The sequence below is a fragment of the Streptomyces dioscori genome, assembly GCF_003024195.1.
Taxonomy (GTDB): domain Bacteria; phylum Actinomycetota; class Actinomycetes; order Streptomycetales; family Streptomycetaceae; genus Streptomyces; species Streptomyces dioscori.
In genome coordinates this window covers 24,693-42,188 of the sequence record NZ_KZ679069.1, presented here as the reverse complement: position 1 = coordinate 42,188, position 17,496 = coordinate 24,693, and the positions used below count along the sequence as shown (strand labels likewise).

At 68.4% G+C, this 17,496-nt stretch carries 13 protein-coding genes and 5 pseudogenes; 10 read left to right on the top strand and 8 right to left on the bottom strand.

Features of this window, described 5'->3' with window-relative positions; all coding sequences use genetic code 11:
• The first annotated feature begins 288 nt into the window (after nt 1-288).
• Complete coding sequence (locus C6Y14_RS44415) at nt 289-447, top strand: hypothetical protein (protein ID WP_159074427.1); 159 nt, start codon at nt 289-291, stop codon at nt 445-447.
• 395 nt (nt 448-842) lie between these two features.
• On the opposite strand, the gene C6Y14_RS43525 is transcribed toward C6Y14_RS44415, so the two are convergent.
• Together C6Y14_RS43525 and C6Y14_RS43520 are read right to left on the bottom strand one after the other, a co-directional pair.
• Complete coding sequence (locus tag C6Y14_RS43525; protein WP_107022464.1) at nt 843-1,751, bottom strand: SDR family oxidoreductase; 909 nt, start codon at nt 1,749-1,751, stop codon at nt 843-845.
• Between the two features lie 122 nt (nt 1,752-1,873).
• Nucleotides 1,874-3,331 (bottom strand): aldehyde dehydrogenase family protein, encoded by a 1,458-nt coding sequence (locus tag C6Y14_RS43520; RefSeq protein WP_107022463.1) that lies wholly within the window; start codon nt 3,329-3,331, stop codon nt 1,874-1,876.
• Between the two features lie 177 nt (nt 3,332-3,508).
• Here C6Y14_RS43520 and C6Y14_RS43515 point away from each other — a divergent pair, with 177 nt between their 5' ends.
• The 3 genes from C6Y14_RS43515 (at nt 3,509) to C6Y14_RS43500 (ending at nt 5,823) form a co-directional block, all read left to right on the top strand.
• Nucleotides 3,509-4,378 carry a helix-turn-helix domain-containing protein gene (locus C6Y14_RS43515; protein ID WP_107022462.1) on the top strand — a complete coding sequence of 290 codons (870 nt, stop codon included), beginning with the start codon at nt 3,509-3,511 and terminating at the stop codon, nt 4,376-4,378.
• Nucleotides 4,379-4,963: 585 nt separating this feature from the next.
• Nucleotides 4,964-5,461, top strand: coding sequence for a Ku protein (locus C6Y14_RS43505; RefSeq protein ID WP_107022461.1), 498 nt, complete (start codon nt 4,964-4,966; stop codon nt 5,459-5,461).
• A 74-nt stretch (nt 5,462-5,535) separates the two neighbouring features.
• On the top strand, nt 5,536-5,823 hold the full coding sequence (locus C6Y14_RS43500) for an ATP-dependent DNA ligase (RefSeq protein ID WP_107022460.1): 288 nt from the start codon (nt 5,536-5,538) through the stop codon (nt 5,821-5,823).
• A 140-nt stretch (nt 5,824-5,963) separates the two neighbouring features.
• Here the strand turns inward: C6Y14_RS43500 and C6Y14_RS43495 are convergent, their stop codons facing one another.
• From C6Y14_RS43495 to C6Y14_RS43485, 3 genes and pseudogenes are all read right to left on the bottom strand, one after another.
• Nucleotides 5,964-6,536 carry a S1 RNA-binding domain-containing protein gene (locus C6Y14_RS43495; protein WP_107022459.1) on the bottom strand — a complete coding sequence of 191 codons (573 nt, stop codon included), beginning with the start codon at nt 6,534-6,536 and terminating at the stop codon, nt 5,964-5,966.
• A gap of 46 nt (nt 6,537-6,582) precedes the next feature.
• Nucleotides 6,583-7,700, bottom strand: a pseudogene (locus tag C6Y14_RS43490) (IS630 family transposase).
• Nucleotides 7,701-8,158: 458 nt separating this feature from the next.
• On the bottom strand, nt 8,159-9,130 hold the full coding sequence (locus tag C6Y14_RS43485; protein WP_199855079.1) for an SGNH/GDSL hydrolase family protein: 972 nt from the start codon (nt 9,128-9,130) through the stop codon (nt 8,159-8,161).
• A 515-nt stretch (nt 9,131-9,645) separates the two neighbouring features.
• On the opposite strand from C6Y14_RS43485, the gene C6Y14_RS44715 reads away from it, so the two are divergent.
• Nucleotides 9,646-10,065, top strand: a complete 420-nt coding sequence (locus tag C6Y14_RS44715) for a hypothetical protein (RefSeq protein ID WP_199855078.1) — start codon at nt 9,646-9,648, stop codon at nt 10,063-10,065.
• A 16-nt stretch (nt 10,066-10,081) separates the two neighbouring features.
• Here C6Y14_RS44715 and C6Y14_RS43475 read toward each other — a convergent pair whose 3' ends face one another.
• Nucleotides 10,082-10,537, bottom strand: coding sequence for a MarR family winged helix-turn-helix transcriptional regulator (locus C6Y14_RS43475; protein ID WP_199855077.1), 456 nt, complete (start codon nt 10,535-10,537; stop codon nt 10,082-10,084).
• A gap of 133 nt (nt 10,538-10,670) precedes the next feature.
• Between C6Y14_RS43475 and C6Y14_RS43470 the strand changes: the two are divergent.
• From C6Y14_RS43470 to C6Y14_RS43455, 4 genes and pseudogenes are all read left to right on the top strand, one after another.
• Nucleotides 10,671-11,586: pseudogene (locus tag C6Y14_RS43470) on the top strand (SDR family NAD(P)-dependent oxidoreductase).
• Between the two features lies 1 nt (nt 11,587).
• Nucleotides 11,588-12,469: pseudogene (locus C6Y14_RS43465) on the top strand (amidohydrolase family protein); the annotation flags it as partial.
• A 43-nt stretch (nt 12,470-12,512) separates the two neighbouring features.
• Nucleotides 12,513-14,060: pseudogene (locus C6Y14_RS43460) on the top strand (acyl-CoA synthetase).
• A 34-nt stretch (nt 14,061-14,094) separates the two neighbouring features.
• A complete protein-coding gene (locus tag C6Y14_RS43455; RefSeq protein WP_107022458.1) occupies nt 14,095-14,553 on the top strand; it encodes a MaoC family dehydratase in 459 nt (152 codons plus the stop codon).
• 206 nt (nt 14,554-14,759) lie between these two features.
• Here the strand turns inward: C6Y14_RS43455 and C6Y14_RS43450 are convergent.
• Both C6Y14_RS43450 and C6Y14_RS43445 read right to left on the bottom strand, forming a co-directional pair.
• Nucleotides 14,760-15,596: pseudogene (locus C6Y14_RS43450) on the bottom strand (IS5 family transposase).
• Nucleotides 15,597-15,698: 102 nt separating this feature from the next.
• On the bottom strand, nt 15,699-16,379 hold the full coding sequence (locus C6Y14_RS43445) for an NAD(P)H oxidoreductase (protein WP_225891576.1): 681 nt from the start codon (nt 16,377-16,379) through the stop codon (nt 15,699-15,701).
• A gap of 110 nt (nt 16,380-16,489) precedes the next feature.
• Here C6Y14_RS43445 and C6Y14_RS43440 point away from each other — a divergent pair, with 110 nt between their 5' ends.
• A complete protein-coding gene (locus C6Y14_RS43440; protein WP_107022456.1) occupies nt 16,490-17,419 on the top strand; it encodes an AraC family transcriptional regulator in 930 nt (309 codons plus the stop codon).
• The last annotated feature ends 77 nt before the right edge of the window (nt 17,420-17,496 follow it).

Here is a 17,496-nt window from a genome sequence, read left to right as displayed (position 1 = left end):
CCACTGCGCATCACTCAGTTCATGCCGCCGCACCATGCCCCGCACCTGCCCGCTCAGAAGCTTGGTCCACCCCACCCAACAAGAGCCATCAGAAACGACCTAGTGGGACCGTAGCTACACTCGCCACAAATGGCAGGCAAATTCTACCAATTGTGGGTTGGGTCAAGCCTCAGCACCTCAACCGGCGGACCGAACTCCCCGACAAGGGTCTTCAGGCCCGTTCGCCCGCCAACGGTGGCACCCATGTCAGAGACCCATGTCAGAAGACCGTGCGCTGTCATTCCCCGCATGCCCCCTGGGCAGCATGCACTTCGCGGCAGCCAGGGAGACCGGATCGGCCGCCCCAACACGCTCCTCACCGTGATCCCGCTGATGTCCGGTTCCGCCGCCGCCATCGAACTGCTGCCGACCTGCTCCGCGGTGGGACTGGCCTCCTTGCCCAGCTGATCGGGGAGGCACGGGTGAAAGTGTGGGGATGGCGAGTCCTGTTCCTGATCTCACTGCCGCTCGGACTGACGGGCCTGTACCTGCGCCGCCGCGTGGAGGAGAGCGCGGTCTTCATCGAGGTGACCAGGAGGGGCACAGTGTCCGAGCGGCTATGTAATGCGGTCAACTGCCTGGATACCTCGGGCCGGGGAAGTTGGTCAGAGCCCGGTGCCAGGCCGCGGCATCGTCACAGTCCTCGCCGCTGCCGTTCACCCCTTTCAGGGAGGGGTGGCTCGATGGGTGTCAGCAGATACGACTACGTCATGGTCAATCTCCAGATGTTGCTGGGCGTACGACGGCGGAGGCGGGTTGGTCCCGAGGCTGATGACGGGCCGCCGCGCGCCCGATCCAACCAGCTAAGCGTGACGTCCCGCGGTGGCCGAGGCGGACTTGGCCTTGTCCGGGTAGTGCTTGCGCAGATCGGACATGGTCATCCGGTCGAACACCCGGTCGGGAAGGAGGTTGGAGGCGCGGATGAGGAAGGCAGTCAACGCGCCGATGGTGTAGCGAGTGCGGGGCTTACGGGCTGTCGCGGCTTTGGCGATCTTTTGAGCCGCAGTGTCAGAGGTCGCGCCGGCCTCGGTGAACGCGGCGACATGGGAGGGAATCGCCTGCATCAAGGCGCCGTATCGCTCGTTCTGCTCCGCGGTCATCCGGGTGGTGAGGTCGCTCAGGCCCGAGAGTCCGACGCGGGCCATTTCGGTTTTGACACCGCCCGGCTCCACGATCACCACCTGCACGCCGTACGGGGCCAATTCGTTGCGCAGGGCGTCGCTCAGCGCCTCCACCGCGTGCTTGCTGCTGGCGTACACGCCGTAGCCGGCCATGGACACCTTGCCGTTCATCGAGCTGATGTTGACGACACGGCCCTTGCTGCGCACCAGGGCGGGCAGCAGAGCCTGGGTGAGTGCGACGGTCCCGAAGACGTTCACCTCGAACACGCGACGCCACTCGTCGAGCGGCACCACTTCGACCGGACCCGCGCAGGGGAGGCCGGCGTTGTTGATCAGTGCCCGCACGGCGCGGCGGTGCGGGTCGCCGTCGATACGTGCCACCAGCGCCGCGATGTGCTCCTGGTCGGTGATGTCGAGGATCACCGGCTCGACCCCGGCTGCGAGGAGGGCCTCGCCGTCGCTGTCGCGGCGCACGCCGGCCAGGACATGGAATCCGCGCCGGGCCATTTCCCTCGCGGTGGCCGCGCCCATCCCGGTCGACGCCCCGGTCACGACGACGATTTCCTGAGTTTGCGGTGACTTCTTGGACATGCTGTGCTCCTGGGAGAATTGGTACGAACAGTGGCTCATGCCGGTCAGGCCGTCGGCGGGAACTGCGCGGTCCTGACCGGCGCGTGGAGCCGGGGTGTGGGCGGCCCTGCCAACCGCGATCCTCAGTGCTGTCGCGGCACGGCGGTGGCGTAGGTCTTGATGTTCTGGAACTCGCCGATGGCCGAGGGACCGCACAGCACGCCGATTCCGCTCTGCTTGAAGCCACCCTGCTCGAAGTGCTCGGACATCGAGCCCCAGGTGTTGACCCACATCCCGCCGAACCGGAGCTCGCGTCCGACCCGACGGGCCCGGAAATCGTCGTGCGTGTACAGCGCGGCGGCCAGGCCGAAGTCGGTGGCGTTCGCCCGCTGGATCGCGTCGGCCTCGTCCTCGAAGATCTCGAAGGTCTGGACCGGGCCGAAGACTTCCTGCTGTACCAGGGGGACATCGAGCCGATCCACCTCCAGCAGTGCCGGACGGAAGAACGCGCCGCCCGCGAGAGCGGGGTCGGTGACGGGCCCGCCCCTGACGATGACCTCGGCGTAGGAGGAGGCTTCCTCGACGATGCTGTCGACCCGTGCGACGGCGGCCCTGTCGATCAGTGGTCCGAGCTGGGTGGAGGGGTCCTCGGCGGGCCCGACCCTGACCGCCTCCAGTGCCGCGGCCAGCCGCGTGCGCAGTTCATCGGCGATGCCCCGCTGCACGAGCACGCGTGAGCCGGTACAGCAGAACTGCCCGTTCATCAGGATGGATGCCATCACCAACTGCGGGACGACGGCGTCCAGGTCGGCGTCCTCGAAAACGATCAGCGGGGTCTTCCCGCCCAGTTCGAGGTTGAGCCGCTTGAGCGTCGGCGCGGCAGCGGCGGCGATGAGGCGGCCGACGTGTGTGCTGCCGGTGTAGCTGAGCACATCCACGTCCGCCGATTCGACCAGCGCCGGTGCCACCTCGTTGCCCGCCTCGGTGAGGATGTTGACCACGCCCGGGGGCAGGGATTCGGTGGCGGCGACGGCCTCGGCGAGCAGGGAGTTGGTCAGTGCGGTCTGTCCGGGCAGCTTCACCACGGTGGTGCAGCCCGCGCCGATCGCCGGACCGAGGGCACGCACCGTCAGGCATATCGGGGAGTTCCACGGCGAGATGATGCCGGCGACCCCCATGGCCTCGGGCGACGAGTAGAAGTACTGGCCCGGCGTCGGCTCGGCGGCCCGGCCGGCCACCTGGGTGAGTGCGGACGCGGCGCTGTAGCGCAGCCAGTCGACGGAGATCGCGGCCTCCCAGGCCGTTTCGTCCAGTCGCTTGCCGTTCTCCCGGGTCAGGGTCCGGCTCAGAGCGGGGATGCGTTCGGCGATCCGGTCGGCCAGCTCGAACAGGGCCCGGGAGCGCAGTGCCGGATCACGGGACCAGCCGGTGGTGTCGAAGGCGGTACGTGCCGTGGCGATCGCGGCCTCGGCCTCCGCGCGGCCCGCCGAGACGTACGTACCGACGGCCTCGCCGGTCGAGGGGTTGACCGATTCCTGTACGGAGCCGGACTCGCTCCACTCTCCGCCGATCAGGTTCCGGGCGAGCGTGTTTTCAGACATTGACCTCAGCCTGTCGTAGTGGACTGCCAGGCAACCGCCTGCTTGAACCTGAGAGGTCCATGTGCGTTGCCTGCTGCGACCACTGTCGACCGGTGCGAGGGCCGCAACCAGTGCAACAGACAACGGTAGGAATGGCAGTACCACCCTCACCACGAGCCGGGCGGTGATACTGGGACGGTGACCGAGGAACAGAATCAGCTGGGCACAGCACTGCGGCGTTGGCGCGACCGGCTCGCACCTGCAGACGTGGGTCTTCCTGCCACAGGCAAACGCCGGGCTGCGGGTCTGCGCCGGGAGGAGCTCGCCGCGCTCGCCGGACTCTCCGTCGACTACCTCGTCCGCCTGGAGCAGGGACGCGCCAGCCGCCCCTCCGAACAGGTCGCTGCGGCGCTGGCCCGCGCGCTGCACCTGGAGGTGACCGAACGGGATCACCTCTACCGCCTCGCACACCTTCCCCTGCCGGGATCCGGGCGCATCTCCACCCACATCCCGCCCAGCGTGCAGCGCCTGCTCGCTGCCCTCACCGATCAGGCGCTGGGCGTCTTCACCGCGGACTGGACACTCATCACGTGCACCGGGCTGTGGGCCGCACTGTTCGGCGAGCCCGCGCAGCCCCCCGCGGACCAGCGCAACCTGGTACTCGAAACGTTCCTGCCCGCAGTCGACTCCGGCCCTCTGCCTCGCTCCGAACGTGGTCAGGAAGCCCTGGAAGCCGCCCTCGTCGCCGATCTGCGTACCGCACAGGGCACCTTCCCGGACGACCCCCGCCTACGCCGGCTCATCCAGGACTGCACCACCCGCAGTCCCCGCTTCGCGCAACTCTGGTCACAGGGTGTCGCGGGCGCACTCGGCCATGACCGCAAGACCGTCACCCATCCCTCTGTAGGAGACATCACCCTCGACTGCGACATCCTCACCGTTCCCGGATCAGACCTCAGGATCGTCGCCTACACCGCGGCCGCCGGAACACCCTCCGCGGAACAACTCGACTTCCTCAGAGTCACCGCCACACGCGCCCCACTGGCCACCCGCACTGGAAAATCCTGAGCTTGACCCCGTCGGGGATCTTGGAGCCTCCCGGTGCGGCAGCGTGGTCAACGGGCATGCTCGGACAGTTCGGCCGACCGATGCAGTTGTCGAGGTGCCCGTTGTCCCTTCGCCCCCTGTCCGGTGAGCAAGTCCCGTCTCTGACTGCGCAGGTTGCGCGGGCGAGCAACCGGGGGGCTACGACGGCGATATGGGTACGTGACCGGCTGGACAGCTGTGGAACGACGAGGACTTCGCCGACTGGTACCCGCAGGACAGGCGTTCAGGTCTTCCACCTGCTCAACTGGCCCCCGTCTGCGTGCTCTGCAGCGCCTGCTCAGCCCTCCTCCGACGGCCGCGACGGGACCGAGAACGTCGGCGACGTTGTCGGCCTCGTGCTGGACATCCTCTTCGACTGAGACGGTCGCTCAGGCCTCCGGCTGACCCTCACCGCCGGAAACGCGTGCTGTGTCCGGCCACTGATGCCGGGCACAGCACGCGGTCGTAGGGGGCGTGCCCTGCCCGCGGTGGACGTATGTCCCATGCGCGCCGAGACGGGGCGCCGCTCGTAGGCTGGGGGTCTCGGGGCCGTACAGGAGGTTCGTCGTGCCCCGAACTGTCTGGTCAGGTGCCATCTCGTTCGGCCTGGTGACCGTGCCCATCCACGTGGTGTCCGCGACCGAGAACCACGCGATCCGCTTCCACCAGTACCACCTCGAAGACATGAGCCGCGTCCGCAAGATCTGCGAGATCGAGGACCGCGAGGTACCCCAGGACGAGATCGGCAAGGCGTACGAGATCAGCAAGAACACCCTCATCGCCCCGCAGGCCCTCATCGGCCACATGACCCGCGACGGCCAGGCCCCTCCTGAGACACCGGCGTCCGAAGCACCGGCCGGGAAGGTCGTCGACCTCATGGCCGCCCTGGAAGCCTCCGTGAAGAAAGCCCGGAACTCCCGCGGCGAGGGCGACGCGGACGTCCACGAACTGCACCCGAAGAAGAAGACCCCAGCCAAGAAGCCAGCGAAAAAGACGGCCACCAAGAAGACCACCGCGAAGAAAGCAGCCAAGAAAACGGCCACCAAGCCGAAACGCAGCGCCTGACGTGGATCCTGCCCGAGCCGATCCCCATCCATATGGTGCGCATCCCCGTCCTACCAGCGGGGTCGGCCGCGTAATTGAAATGGGACGGCTTCCGCGCTGCCCCGTCCGTCGAAGGCAGCTGGATCGTGCTGCACTCGCGGCGCAGCACCCAAGTGGGGCCTGCGTTCCCCGAAGTCGTGGCCGGCGCCGCGCGACTGCAGGACGCGACCGCCCTGGACGGCGAACTCATTGCCTGGAGCGCCGACGGGCGTGACGCGTCCGAGCAGCTGCAGGACCGGCTGCACCGCCGCGACCTCTCAGCCGTCCAGGCCGCCGCACAGCAGTCGGCCCACGTTGTCACTGAATCGTGTACGGGTTCCTGATGCGCCGCAGCGGAAGCCGGGGAGCACGTCAGCTAGTGCTCTGACCGGGAAGGTTCACCGGCCTGGCGAGTGTGCCTCCTTTGACTGAGCAGGCGGCCAGGAACAGTCGCGCAAGGGAGCTGTCGCAGGAAGGCAGCGCATCACACGTCGGCGGATGAGCCTTGTCGTCGGGAGAGGGCCAGCCTACGTCGCTCTCGGTCGATCTCGGTGACGACCACCGTGATCTTGTCGCCGACCTGGACGACATCTGATGGACTCTCCACCGGTGTCCAGGCGAGCTCTCGCAGGTGAACCAGTCCCTCGATTCCGTCGGCGACCTGAACGAAGACGCCGAACGGGATCAGCTTGGTGACCTGGCCAGGCAGCTTCTGCCCCACCGCGATGGTGTCGGCGAATATCTGAAAGGGGTCCGGCTGTGTGGCTTTCAAGGACAGTCTGGCCTCCAGGTTCCACGTGTCGAACTGGAGAAACTCGCATGAGAGGCGCTGCCCGACCTGCACGACGTCGGAGGCCGCATCGAAATGTCGCCAGGACAGTTCCGCGAAGGAGATGAATCCGACGCCGGGGAAGACCGGATGGTCGGGTCCGTCGTCCAGCGCCACGAACACACCGAACCGTTCGATCGCTGTGACGGTGCCGGAGAGGAGTTCGCCACGGTGCAGTGATTCCAGGAAGGCCCAGAGTTCTGGGTTCTCAGACGGTCCACCCATCATGCTCCCAGCCTTTCACGAGGAGCTGCGCACTGGGTGGGAAGTGCGGTCACGCTGCGGTCTTGAGGGGACGTCCGCCCCAGCGGATGTCTTTCTCGCTGCGGATGCGGGCGCGTTCACGTCGTTCGGCGGCCAGGACGTCATGGTGGCGGGCGCTGGCGTTGCGCCAGCGAAGGTAGGCGTGCAGGGTCCGGGTTTGGACGGTGTGGTTGGGGTGGTGGGAGTTGGCGATGGTGAACTGCCGAAGTGGTCCGAAGTGGGCTTCGATCGGGTTCGCCCAGGATGCATAGGTCGGGGTGAAGTACAGCTCGACCTTGTTCTTCCTGGCCCGACGGCGGATGTCGGCGCCTTTGTGGGCGGATAGGTTGTCCAGGATCACGTAGATCGGGGCACCGTCTGGCCGGGCAGCGCGGATCGACTTCAGCGCAGCCAGCGTGTTGCGGCGCCCTTTCTGCGGCGGTTGACGCCCCACAGGGCGTCGTCGCCCACCGAGTAGCAGCCGTGGAAGTAGCGCACGCCGTGGGTGCGGTGGTAGGTGGCGGGCAGCCGGTCGGGGTGCTTCTGCTCAGCTCAGCCTGAGCCCGCGGTGGGACGGATCCCGAGCGGGCCGAACTCGTCGAAAGCGAAGACCCGGTCGGGGAAGCGGTCGAGGACCTCCTCGATCCGGCCCAGCTTCGCCTCGCGGTCGGGGGATTCCTTCCATGTCTTGGTGCGCTGAAAGGTAATGCTGCGGCGGGTGAGCAGGCAGCGTAACGTCTCGCGTCCGATGCGGATCATGTGGCCGTGGGCTTTGCGCAGGTAGGCGACGAGCTTGCGCAGGGACCAGCGTGTGAAGGGCTGGCCGAGCTTGGCCGGGCGGGTGATGGCAGCCGCCTGGATGACGAAGTCTTCGTCGCCAGAGCTGAGTTGGCGGGGAGGGCCTCCCGCCCACCTAGGGTCCAGGCAGGCCAGGCCGATCTAGTTGAACCTGTGGATCACGTCCCGGACGGTGTCCTCGTCGGCCTGCACCAGCTGGGCGATCACGGGCACCCGGTTCCCGCCGGCCGAGGCCAGCAGCATCATCGCGCGCCGGTAGCGCACCGAGCTGGTGCTGCCCCGCCGCACGCTCTGCTGCAGCTTCTGCCCCTCCTGGTCGGTCAGTCTGCGCACACCGACGGGCTCGGCCACCGCGCCTCCAGCGGTTGCATCGGACGTCACCACCCATCCAACCGTCACGATCACCAAACCGGTCAACCCATGCGGTCAGAGCACTAGTCACAGACACGGGTTCGAGGCGCCTCTCAAGGCGGGGGGGGGATTTCAGTGATCACCCGCAGGTCCTGCAAGTAGCTCTCGTAATCTGCGTCGTTTTGGAGGAATCGGCAACTCCGCGCCTCGTGGTCCTGCTTAGCGCTGATCCGCCGACCCCCTCGGGCTGATGAGGCTCTCCGGGGCGACGGAACGGACCGCCATTCACTACGTCATAAATGTCCACCCCGAGCGTATGACGAAGCTGCGCGGTGATGGCTCGAAGCACGGCCGGCTCGTGCGGATGACACGGGGTAAGGAACGGAGTTGCCTCCGGACCCGACGGCCGGAGGCAACTCCGTCTTGGATCGGATCGAGGGTCGGGTGCGGTGTGCGGGTCAGTCCGTCGGGGCGAGGGCGTTCAGGATCTCCGAGGTGATGTGGTCGGCGGCGTTGCGGTGGCCCCTGGCGTTCGGGTGCACGAGGGCCGGCCTGTCATCGCTGTCGAAGATGCCCTCGACCCACTTGCCGGCGTCACAGACGCTGTGCTCCTCGGAGGAGTCGTAGAGGTTGACGAAGGTGGCCGTGTCCTGCGTGCCGGTCGACTTCTCGATGGTTTTGTTGAGGGGGTCCAGGACGTCCTGGCGCAGCCAGTCCAAGTCCCCCTGCGTGATCGAGAAGAACTGGTGGATGTCGTTGTACCGGCACTTGGAGGTGTCCCTGGGGATGACCGTGGGATATCCGACGGCCAGGATCTTGGCGTGCGGGCCCTTCTCATGGAGCCTGGCGAGCATCTCGTCGTAGTCGCGGCTCACCGTTTTCAGCTTGCCGGGGATACCGGCGGCCAGTTCGTCCTTGCAGGGCGTGCCAACTCCGCCGCTGCCCTGTCCCAGTTCCAGGCATTTGAAGAGGATGTCGGCGAACCCGAGGGTGTTGCCGCCCACGCCGACGGTGATGACGTCGGTGGCGGGCCCGACCGCCTCGGACTGCGGCGGCACCGGGGGGAAGGGGTAGTCCGGGTCGGGGTTGCCCGGCATGTTACGGCCGATCGGCTGCTGCGCGTTGAAGGTGATGTCCTCGATCGTGGCGGCGCCGCAGCTGACGTTGGTCAGCTCGATCAGGGAACCGAGGTCCCGGTCGATGACCTGCGGGTAGGACCGGTCGGTGCGTTCGCAGCCGTCCCGGGGGATCTCGAAGACGTCTCCGGCGGCCTGGATGACCCCGGCGGTGTAGGAGTCGCCCAGCGCGACCCAGTCGTAGTCCGCGGCGGCGGCGGGCTGCGCCCCGACGAGTTGTGCGGGAGTGAAGGCGCCGGCGGTGAGAGCCGCTACCGAGCCGAGCAGTGCCAGACGAGTGCGGAACCTTGCCACGAATCCTCCAGGGATACGGTGTTGGCGACGGTTTGACACTAAAAGAGACGTCACTCACTGCACTAGATTCAATGCGGACAGTTATCATCGGTAGAACCCGAGGGTGCACTCGCTCGCGCCAGACGCGTTCTGAAAGGGTTGCTTCCGTATTCGGATCACACACTTCCGAGACTGACCAGCCCTGCGCGTTATGGGCCGTGATGCGGCGCCCTCGACCGATTCTCCAGCGTCAATGAATGTCTCATTCGTGATCACCGGAAGCCTGGGCGGGGTGGCCATCACCCACCCTCGCTTCAACACTGTCTGGACTCACCCGCGCGGCACACTGGTGTTGCGAACTCACCCCACCCGCGACCTCGGAGCTTGACCGATCACAACGGCCAGCCGGACCGAACCCACTCGTTCCACGTCGGCAACTCCAGCTGGCGAACCAGTTCCGTCAGACCGTTGCCAGATTCTGCGAACCCGTGCGCTTCCGCGTTCGACGTCCTACGCCTGTCGGGTACCGACAGCATGTGCGCCCGAACACCAGGAACGGGCCGACGGCCGGCGGTGTCGGCCCGTCGCCGGAGTCAACCGATCGTTGGCCCGAACGCGCGCAAGGACGTCGGCTGCCAGTCGCGCCAGGTCTGCAGGCGCTCCTGGTAGATCGCCTCGATGCCGGGGAACAGCCGCCCGAGGAGGAGGACCGGCCTCGCGCCCAGCAGGTCTTCGTCCAGATCTACGACCGCCTCGGGCCGCTCGCCGAACTGCACTTCCGGCAGATCCTCGCCACCGTCTCCCCCGAGCTGGCCGAGCTGGCGTCCCACCACGACTCCGCCGCGATCGCGGAGCTCTACGCGTCGCTGGGCGACCGCAGGGCACACGGCGACACGCCCTTCGAGCAGGCCGCGCGGGCGCGCAAGCTGGAAGAGGTGAAGCGCTCCAAGCCGTGAGTGCCCCGGCGTCACGTCAGGACAGTGCCCGGTGCGCGCTCTTCAGCGCGTTCCGGAAGCGCTCGACGTCGGCGGGCGCCAGTTCGGTGACCATGCGCTCCTCCAGGCGCCGGGCCTGCTCGGCGTAGTCGGCGAGCAGCCGGCGTCCGGGATCCGTGAGCCGGATGACCTTTTCACGCCGGTTGCGCGGGTTCGACTCGCGCCGGACCAAGCCGCGGCTCTCCAGCGCACGGACCATGTCCGCCATCGACTGGGCGGTGACGAAGGAGTCCCGCGCGAGCTGGGCGGCCGATACGCCGTCATGCCGTTCGAGCACGGTCAGCGCGGTGTACTGCAGGGCCGTGACCCCGGCCGGCTTGAGCAGCTCCTCCAGCCGGGCCCGTACGACGAGCTCCGCCCGCTTGAGCAGGTAGAGCAGGGAAGGCCCCGCCTCCGCCTCACTCCCGGCCACCGGCTGCGCCGCCTCCGTCATGCCGTGCCTCCGCTGCGGGCCGTTCGGTCCCTCCTGGCGACTCACCCTAGCCCATTGACAGGATTCCTGATGAATGAGAACACTGGAGTCGTCGAACCAACAGGATTCCTGTCAATAGCGAAGAGGGGCAGTCATGGACCTGCACGGCAAAGTCGCCGTCGTCACCGGAAGCGGACGCGGCCTTGGACTGGCCTACGCCGAGGCGCTCGCCGCGGCCGGAGCCTCCGTCGTCGTCAACGACGTCGACGCAAAGGTGGTCGACGCGGCCGTCGCCGCCATCACGGAAGCCGGCGGCAAGGCGACCGGCGCGGTGGCCGCCGTCGGCGACAGCGAAGCGGCCGAACTGCTGACCGAGACCGCGGTGCGGGAGTTCGGACGCCTCGACGTCCTCGTCACCAACGCCGGCATCCTGCGCGACCGGGTGCTGTGGAAGATGACCGACGACGACTTCGACGACGTGGTCAGGGTGCACCTGCGCGGTACCTTCACCTGTCACCTGTGCCCGCTCCGCCGCGGTGCGGATGCGCGAGCAGGGCGAGGGCGGCCGCATCGTGCTGATCTCCTCCCCCGCCGGCCAGCGAGGCAATGGGCAGACCAACTACGCCGCCGCCAAGGCCGGCATCGTCGCGATGGCCCGCACCTGGGCCATGGAACTGTCCCGCGCGAACATCACCGTGAACGCGATCGTGCCGGTCGCGGCCACCGAGATGACCAAGACCATCCCGGCCTTCGGGCCGGTCATCGAGGAGGCCGAGCGCACCGGCGCACCGCTCCCCGACTGGCTGCGCAAGGACGAGGGCCTCGGCACCGTGGAGGACGTGGCCGGCCTCATCACCTTCCTCGGCTCCGACAGCTCCAAGGACGTCACCGGCCAGGCCATCGGCATCGGCGGTGACCGGCTCGCGCTCTGGTCCCACCCGGCGGAGAAGGCGGTCGCCTTCGCCGACGGTGGCTGGAGCGCCGACACGATCGCCGAACGATGGCACGAGGGCGTCGGCGCCGAGCCCGAGACGTACGGCATCCCCGCCCCGAAGGCCCCGGAGGCCTGAAATGAGCGACCAGGCCATCGACGTCGCCGCGCTGGCCGCGATCGACGTCCACACCCACGCGGAGATCTCCAAGAGCGGTCACGGAGCGCTGAGCCCCGAACTCTTCGGCGCCTCCGAGGAGTACTTCAAGGCCCACGGCCACCGGCAGCCGTCCATAGACGAGATGGCCGCGTACTACCGGGAACGCCACATGGCGGCCGTGGTGTTCACCGTGGACGCCGAGCACGCCACCGGCCATCCCCGCATCGCCAACGAGGAGGTGGCCGGGAGCTGCGCCGTACACGGCGACGTCCTCATCCCCTTCGCCAGCGTCGACCCGCACAAGGGCCGGGCGGGTGCGCGCGAAGCCCGCCGTCTGGTCGAGGAGCACGGAGTGCGCGGGTTCAAGTTCCACCCGAGCGTCCAGGCGTTCTCCCCCGACGACCGGATGGCGTACCCGCTCTACGAGGCGATCGAGGAACTCGGCGTCCCCGCCCTGTTCCACACCGGGCAGACCGGGATCGGCGCCGGCGTGCCCGGGGGCGGCGGCATCCGGCTGAAGTACTCCAACCCGATGCTCGTCGACGACGTGGCCGTGGACTTCCCCGAGCTGCGCATCATCCTGGCCCACCCCTCCTTTCCGTGGCAGGACGAGGCGCTGGCCGTCGCGACACACAAACCGCACGTGTACATCGACCTCTCGGGCTGGTCGCCGAAGTACTTCCCGCCCCAGCTCGTGCGCTACGCCAACTCCCTGCTGCAGGACAAGGTGCTCTTCGGCTCGGACTACCCGGTCATCACCCCCGACCGGTGGCTCGCCGACTTCGAGCAGCTCGACCTCAAACCCGAGGTCCGGCGCAAGATCCTCAAGGAGAACGCCGCCCGGCTGCTCGGTCTGGTCAAGGACTCAAAACCAACGACTGTGAACGTCTCACAAGGAGGGCGCCGTGCTGAACCACGGCATCGGTTCCTGGCCCGCGCGCCGGGCCCGCAAAACACCGGAGCGTACAGCGGTCGTCCACCAGGACACGGAACTGACCTACCGGGAACTGCACGAACGGGTGCTGCGACTGGCCCACGCGCTGCGCTCCCTCGGGGTGGCCCGCGGTGACCGGGTCGCCTAGCTCGGGCCCAACCAGCCGTCGTTCCTGGAGACGCTGTTCGCGGCCGGAACGCCCGGCGCGGTCTTCGTGCCGCTCAACACCCGGCTGGCCGCACCGGAACTGGCGTACAGCCTCGCCGACTCCGGCAGCACCGTGCTGGTACACGGTCCCGCACACACCGCCACGGCCATCGAGGCCGCCGCGGGCAGCGGGATCAGGCACCGGATCACCCTCGGAACACCCGCGGACGCCGCCCTCGGCTACGCGGAGTTGCTCGCCGGCAGCGGCACCGGCCCGCTGGACATGACCGTCGGCCCGGACGATGCCTGCATCATCATGTACACCTCCGGAACGACGGGGCGCCCCAAGGGGGCCGTGCTCACCCACGCCAACATCACCTGGAACAGCGTCAACGTCCTGGTCGACGCCGACCTGAGCACCGACGAGGTGACGCTGGTCGTCGCCCCGCTCTTCCACACCGCGGGCCTCAACATGACCTGCCTGCCCACGCTCCTCAAGGGCGGCCGAGTGGTGCTCCTGGAGAGCTTCGACGCGGCACGCGTCCTCGACCTCATCGAGGAGCGGGGGGTGACGTACATGTTCGGCGTCCCCACCATGTACGACGCGATGGCCGCGCAGCCTCGGTGGGCGGACGCCGACCTGTCCAGCCTGCGCTCCCTGAACTGCGGCGGCGCGCCCGTCTCGGCCCGCACCCTGAGGACCTACCTCGCCCGGGGCCTGGCCATCAGCCAGGGGTACGGCCTGACCGAGGCGTCACCCGGTGTGCTCTTCCTCGACCGGGAGCAGTCGTCGGCGAAGGCGGGGTCCGCCGGAGTGCCACACTTCTTCACCGACACCCGGATCACCCTCCCCGACGGGCGTGACGCGGGGCCCGGTGAGCGCGGCGAGGTCCTCGTGCAGGGCCCGAACGTCATGCGCGGTTACTGGAACCGGCCCGAGGACACCGCGGCGGCCGTCAGCGACGACGGCTGGCTGCGCACCGGCGACGTCGCGCGGACGGACGACGACGGGTACGCCTACATCGTCGACCGGGTCAAGGACATATTCGTCTCCGGCGGGGAGAACGTGTACCCGGCCGAGGTCGAGGACGCCCTGCTGAGCCACCCGTCGGTGGCCGAGTGCGCGGTCGTCGGGGTGCCGGACGCCGTATGGGGCGAGGTCGGCCACGCGGTCGTGGTCCTGGCGACCGGAGCCCGGCCCGATGATTCCGAGGTTCTCGCGCATCTGCACGGTCGACTCGCCAAGTACAAGATCCCCAAGACCGTGGTCTTCGCTCCCGAACTGCCCCGCACAGCCTCGGGAAAGATCGTCAAACCGGCCGTGCTCGACACCTACCCGCCCCGGTCCCACCAGCTGACTCCCGACAACTGAGACTTCCTCATCACCACCTGAAAGGCAATGTTCCATGACGACCACCGCCAAGGGCCTCGACGGCCTCATCGCCCTCGCCGACAGCGACCTCGGCCGTACCGACTGGCTGGAGATCACGCAGGAGCGGGTGAACACCTTCGCCGACGCCACTGACGACCACCAGTGGATCCACACCGACCCGCAGCGCGCGAAGGAGGGCCCGTTCGGCGGGCCCATCGTCCACGGCTACCTCACGCTCGCACTCAACATCCCGCTCTTCGGTGACCTGCTGGAGATCCAGGACGTCTCCATGAGCGTCAACTACGGCCTGGAGAAGGTCCGCTTCCCCAGCCCGGTGCCGGTCGGCGCCAAGATCCGGCTGCACGGCACGGTCGGCTCGGTCGAGGAGGTGAAGGGCAACGGTGTGCAGATGCAGCTGACTTTCACGGTCGAGGTCGAAGGCAACACCAAGCCCGCGTGTGTGGCGCAGGCCGTGTACCGGCACTACGCCTGAGTGCAGGCGCGGCGCAGACGGCCGACGGACGCACACGGACGCACCTGGGCAGCCCTCCTTCTTGCCCTGCCCTGGTGGCATCGACGCGGGCCACATCCGGTGTCTCCAGAGGGACCGTCGAAACCCGGCCGTGTCAGCAGCAAATCCTCGTCGGCCTCCCCCGTTGCGTACTCGCGCTGCACCCGTGCCCAACCCGATCCAGCTGCTTACTGTCCCTGACAGAGCCGTCGGACGTAGCAGTGCGTGATCAGGCGGACGGCGAATGCGCGGAAGGCTTCCTGGATGTCGTCGCGTCTTTCCCGGCGGATGCGCAGACGGCGGAACCCGTGGAGTCAGGCGATCGTGCGCTCGACGACGTAGCGGAAGATGCCCAAGCCGGTGCCGTGACGTTCGCCTCGCTTAGCGATCACGGGGCGGAGTCCGCGCTGCCACAGCAGGCGGCGGTACTTGTCGTGGTCGTAGCCGTGGTCGGCCGGCGGGGCATCGGGGCGCCCACGCGGTCTGCCGACCCGGCCTGCCACTGCCGGGATCTCGTCCGGCAGCGGCAGGAATGGGGTGACATCGCTGCGATTGCCGCTGGTCAGCGTGACCACGAGCGGGATGCCCCGGCCGTCGACGATGAGGTGGTGCTTGCTGCCCGGCCATGCGCGGCCGGCCGGGCCGGGACCGCTTTTTCGCCCCTTCGAGCAGCCCGGACGTGGGAGGAGTCGATCACCGCCCGGTCCCCGTCGAGCTGGTTCTTCGACCGCAGCTTCTCTGGCAGCAGCACATGCAGCCGGTCCCAGACACCTGCCTCGTACCATGCCGACAGACGCTGACAGACGCCGCCAGCAGGTCATCCCCGACCCGAATCCCAGCTCCTGGGGCAGGTACCTTCACTGGATGCCGGTGTGCGGCACAAACAGCATCCCGCACAGCACCTGGCGGTCCGGGACCCGCGGCCTGCCCTTGACCAGCATCGGCGCCGGCACGGGCAGCAACGGCTCGATGAGCGACCACAGTTCATCCGACACGATCCACGGCCGCGACCGACGCTTCGCCACAACCAGACCAACGAGCAGACCCGCGCGCGTCCGCCACTGCGCACCGGGCCGCCAGGTTCCGCACCGACTGCCGCAGTGTCGGCCCACGCGATGCGGCGGCCGTCAGGCCGCGACGAGTTCGTCCGCGAGGAACTCCTCCACGAACCTCCGTGCCCGACGGTCGAAATCGGTGTACTGCGCCTTGCGCTCGGCGCCGGCGACCGCTTCGCCGACCAGCAGAACGCCGTCGGCGTCGATGCGCTGCGGTCGCTCCTCCGCGTCCAGGAGCAGCCCTACGGTGGAGCGGGAGAAGCCGCAGTAGTAAGCGATGCCGTCGCTCAGGTTGGCTTCGAGGACGGACTGCATCGACTCCGCGATGGGGTCGTCGGCGGTGGCACCGGCCAGCGCCAGCCACAGCATGCGCCTGCCCGCCAGGCGGGGCTTGCTGCGGCCGTAGGCGAACCCATAGTTCCATACGCGGTCGATCCAGCCCTTGAGGATGGCGGGCACGCTCTGCCAGTACACCGGGAAGACGGCGACGATGACATCGGCGGCGAGGATCCGCCGCATGTGGGCGTGTGTCTCGTCCGAGTACGGCTTGTCCCGGTTGCCCCAGTCCGGCTGATCCTCCGTGTTCATCCGCGGGTCGAACCCCTCGGCGTGCAGGTCGAGCAGGTCGATGCGGTATCCGGCGGCCTCGATCTGGGCAGCCGCGCGGCGGGCGGTGTGGGCGGTGAGGGAATCGCTGCGGTGGTGCGCGACGACCACGAGGGCTGTCCTGGTGTCACTGCTGTGCTGCGGCACGGTGTCTCCCGAAGGCTCGATCTGTGCAGTGAGTCCAGTACAACCGCGCCGCCGTGGATGATCCATGGGAGAAACGCTCCCATACATAGGAGATCGTCTACGATCGTGCTGTGGATCCTCTGAGTTCACTACTGAGCGGCATCCGGGCCGAGGGCTCGGTCGTCAGCCATGCCGTCCTGACGGCGCCCTGGAGTATCACCTTCGCCGACGCCGCTCCGCTCACCATGGTGAGCGTGCTGCGCGGTGGCGGCACACTGCTGCTGTCCGACGGTACCGAGCGGGCGATCGGCGCGGGCGACACCGCCCTCGTCCGGGGCCCCGCACGGTTCCGCCTCGCGGACGAGCCTGCCACTGTCCACCGCCCCCACACCGCATACGAGATCAACTGCTTCGCCCCGGACGCCGCGTGCGACGGCCAGGAACTCGACGGCATCCACTGGGGCACCGGTCCGGAGGGTGCGACCGCGCTGATCGTGGGCGCCTACCGCGCCTCTGGGCACCGCCACGAACGGCTCCTGCGCGCCCTGCCGCCCGTCCTGGTCGTCGCCGAGGACGCCGAGGCCTGCGCCTGGCTGGAGAACTCCGCCGCCGACGCCGCCCGACTCTCCGTCGGTTCGCAGGCCCTGATGGACCGGCTCCTCGACTGGGCTCTGGTCTGCACGCTGCGCACCTGGTTCGACCGGGCGGGCGCCGACGCGCCCGGCTGGTACCGCGGCCTCGCCGACCCGGTCCTGGCCCCCGCTCTGCACGCCTTCCACGGGCGGCCCGCCGAGAGCTGGACGGTCGCGTCGCTGGCCGCTCAAGCCGGGGTCTCCCGGGCACTGTTCGCCCGGCGCTTCACCGAGCTGATGGGCCGTCCGCCCCTCACCTACCTCACCGAGTGCCGCATGGACGACGCCGTGGCACTCCTGGCCGACACCGACCTCAGCATCGCCCAGATCGCCAAGACCGTCGGCTACGCCGACGCCTTCGGCTTCAGCGCCGCCTTCAAACGCCACAAGGGCCTCAGCCCCAGCACGTACCGCACCGCGGCGGCGTGAGTCACGGCACGCGGCCGCACGGCTCGGGCCTGGTCCCGCTCCTTGTCCCGTTCCTCGGGCTCATCGTCGCGTTGAGG

Bases quoted from the DNA above. Each gene is read 5' to 3' on its own strand.
- C6Y14_RS44415 (WP_159074427.1), top strand. From the start codon at position 289: ATGCCCCCTGGGCAGCATGCACTTCGCGGCAGCCAGGGAGACCGGATC.
- C6Y14_RS43495 (WP_107022459.1), bottom strand. From the start codon at position 6,536: ATGATGGGTGGACCGTCTGAGAACCCAGAACTCTGGGCCTTCCTGGAA.
- C6Y14_RS43525 (WP_107022464.1), bottom strand. From the start codon at position 1,751: ATGTCCAAGAAGTCACCGCAAACTCAGGAAATCGTCGTCGTGACCGGG.
- C6Y14_RS43475 (WP_199855077.1), bottom strand. From the start codon at position 10,537: ATGACGGAGGCGGCGCAGCCGGTGGCCGGGAGTGAGGCGGAGGCGGGG.
- C6Y14_RS43520 (WP_107022463.1), bottom strand. From the start codon at position 3,331: ATGTCTGAAAACACGCTCGCCCGGAACCTGATCGGCGGAGAGTGGAGC.
- C6Y14_RS43455 (WP_107022458.1), top strand. From the start codon at position 14,095: ATGACGACCACCGCCAAGGGCCTCGACGGCCTCATCGCCCTCGCCGAC.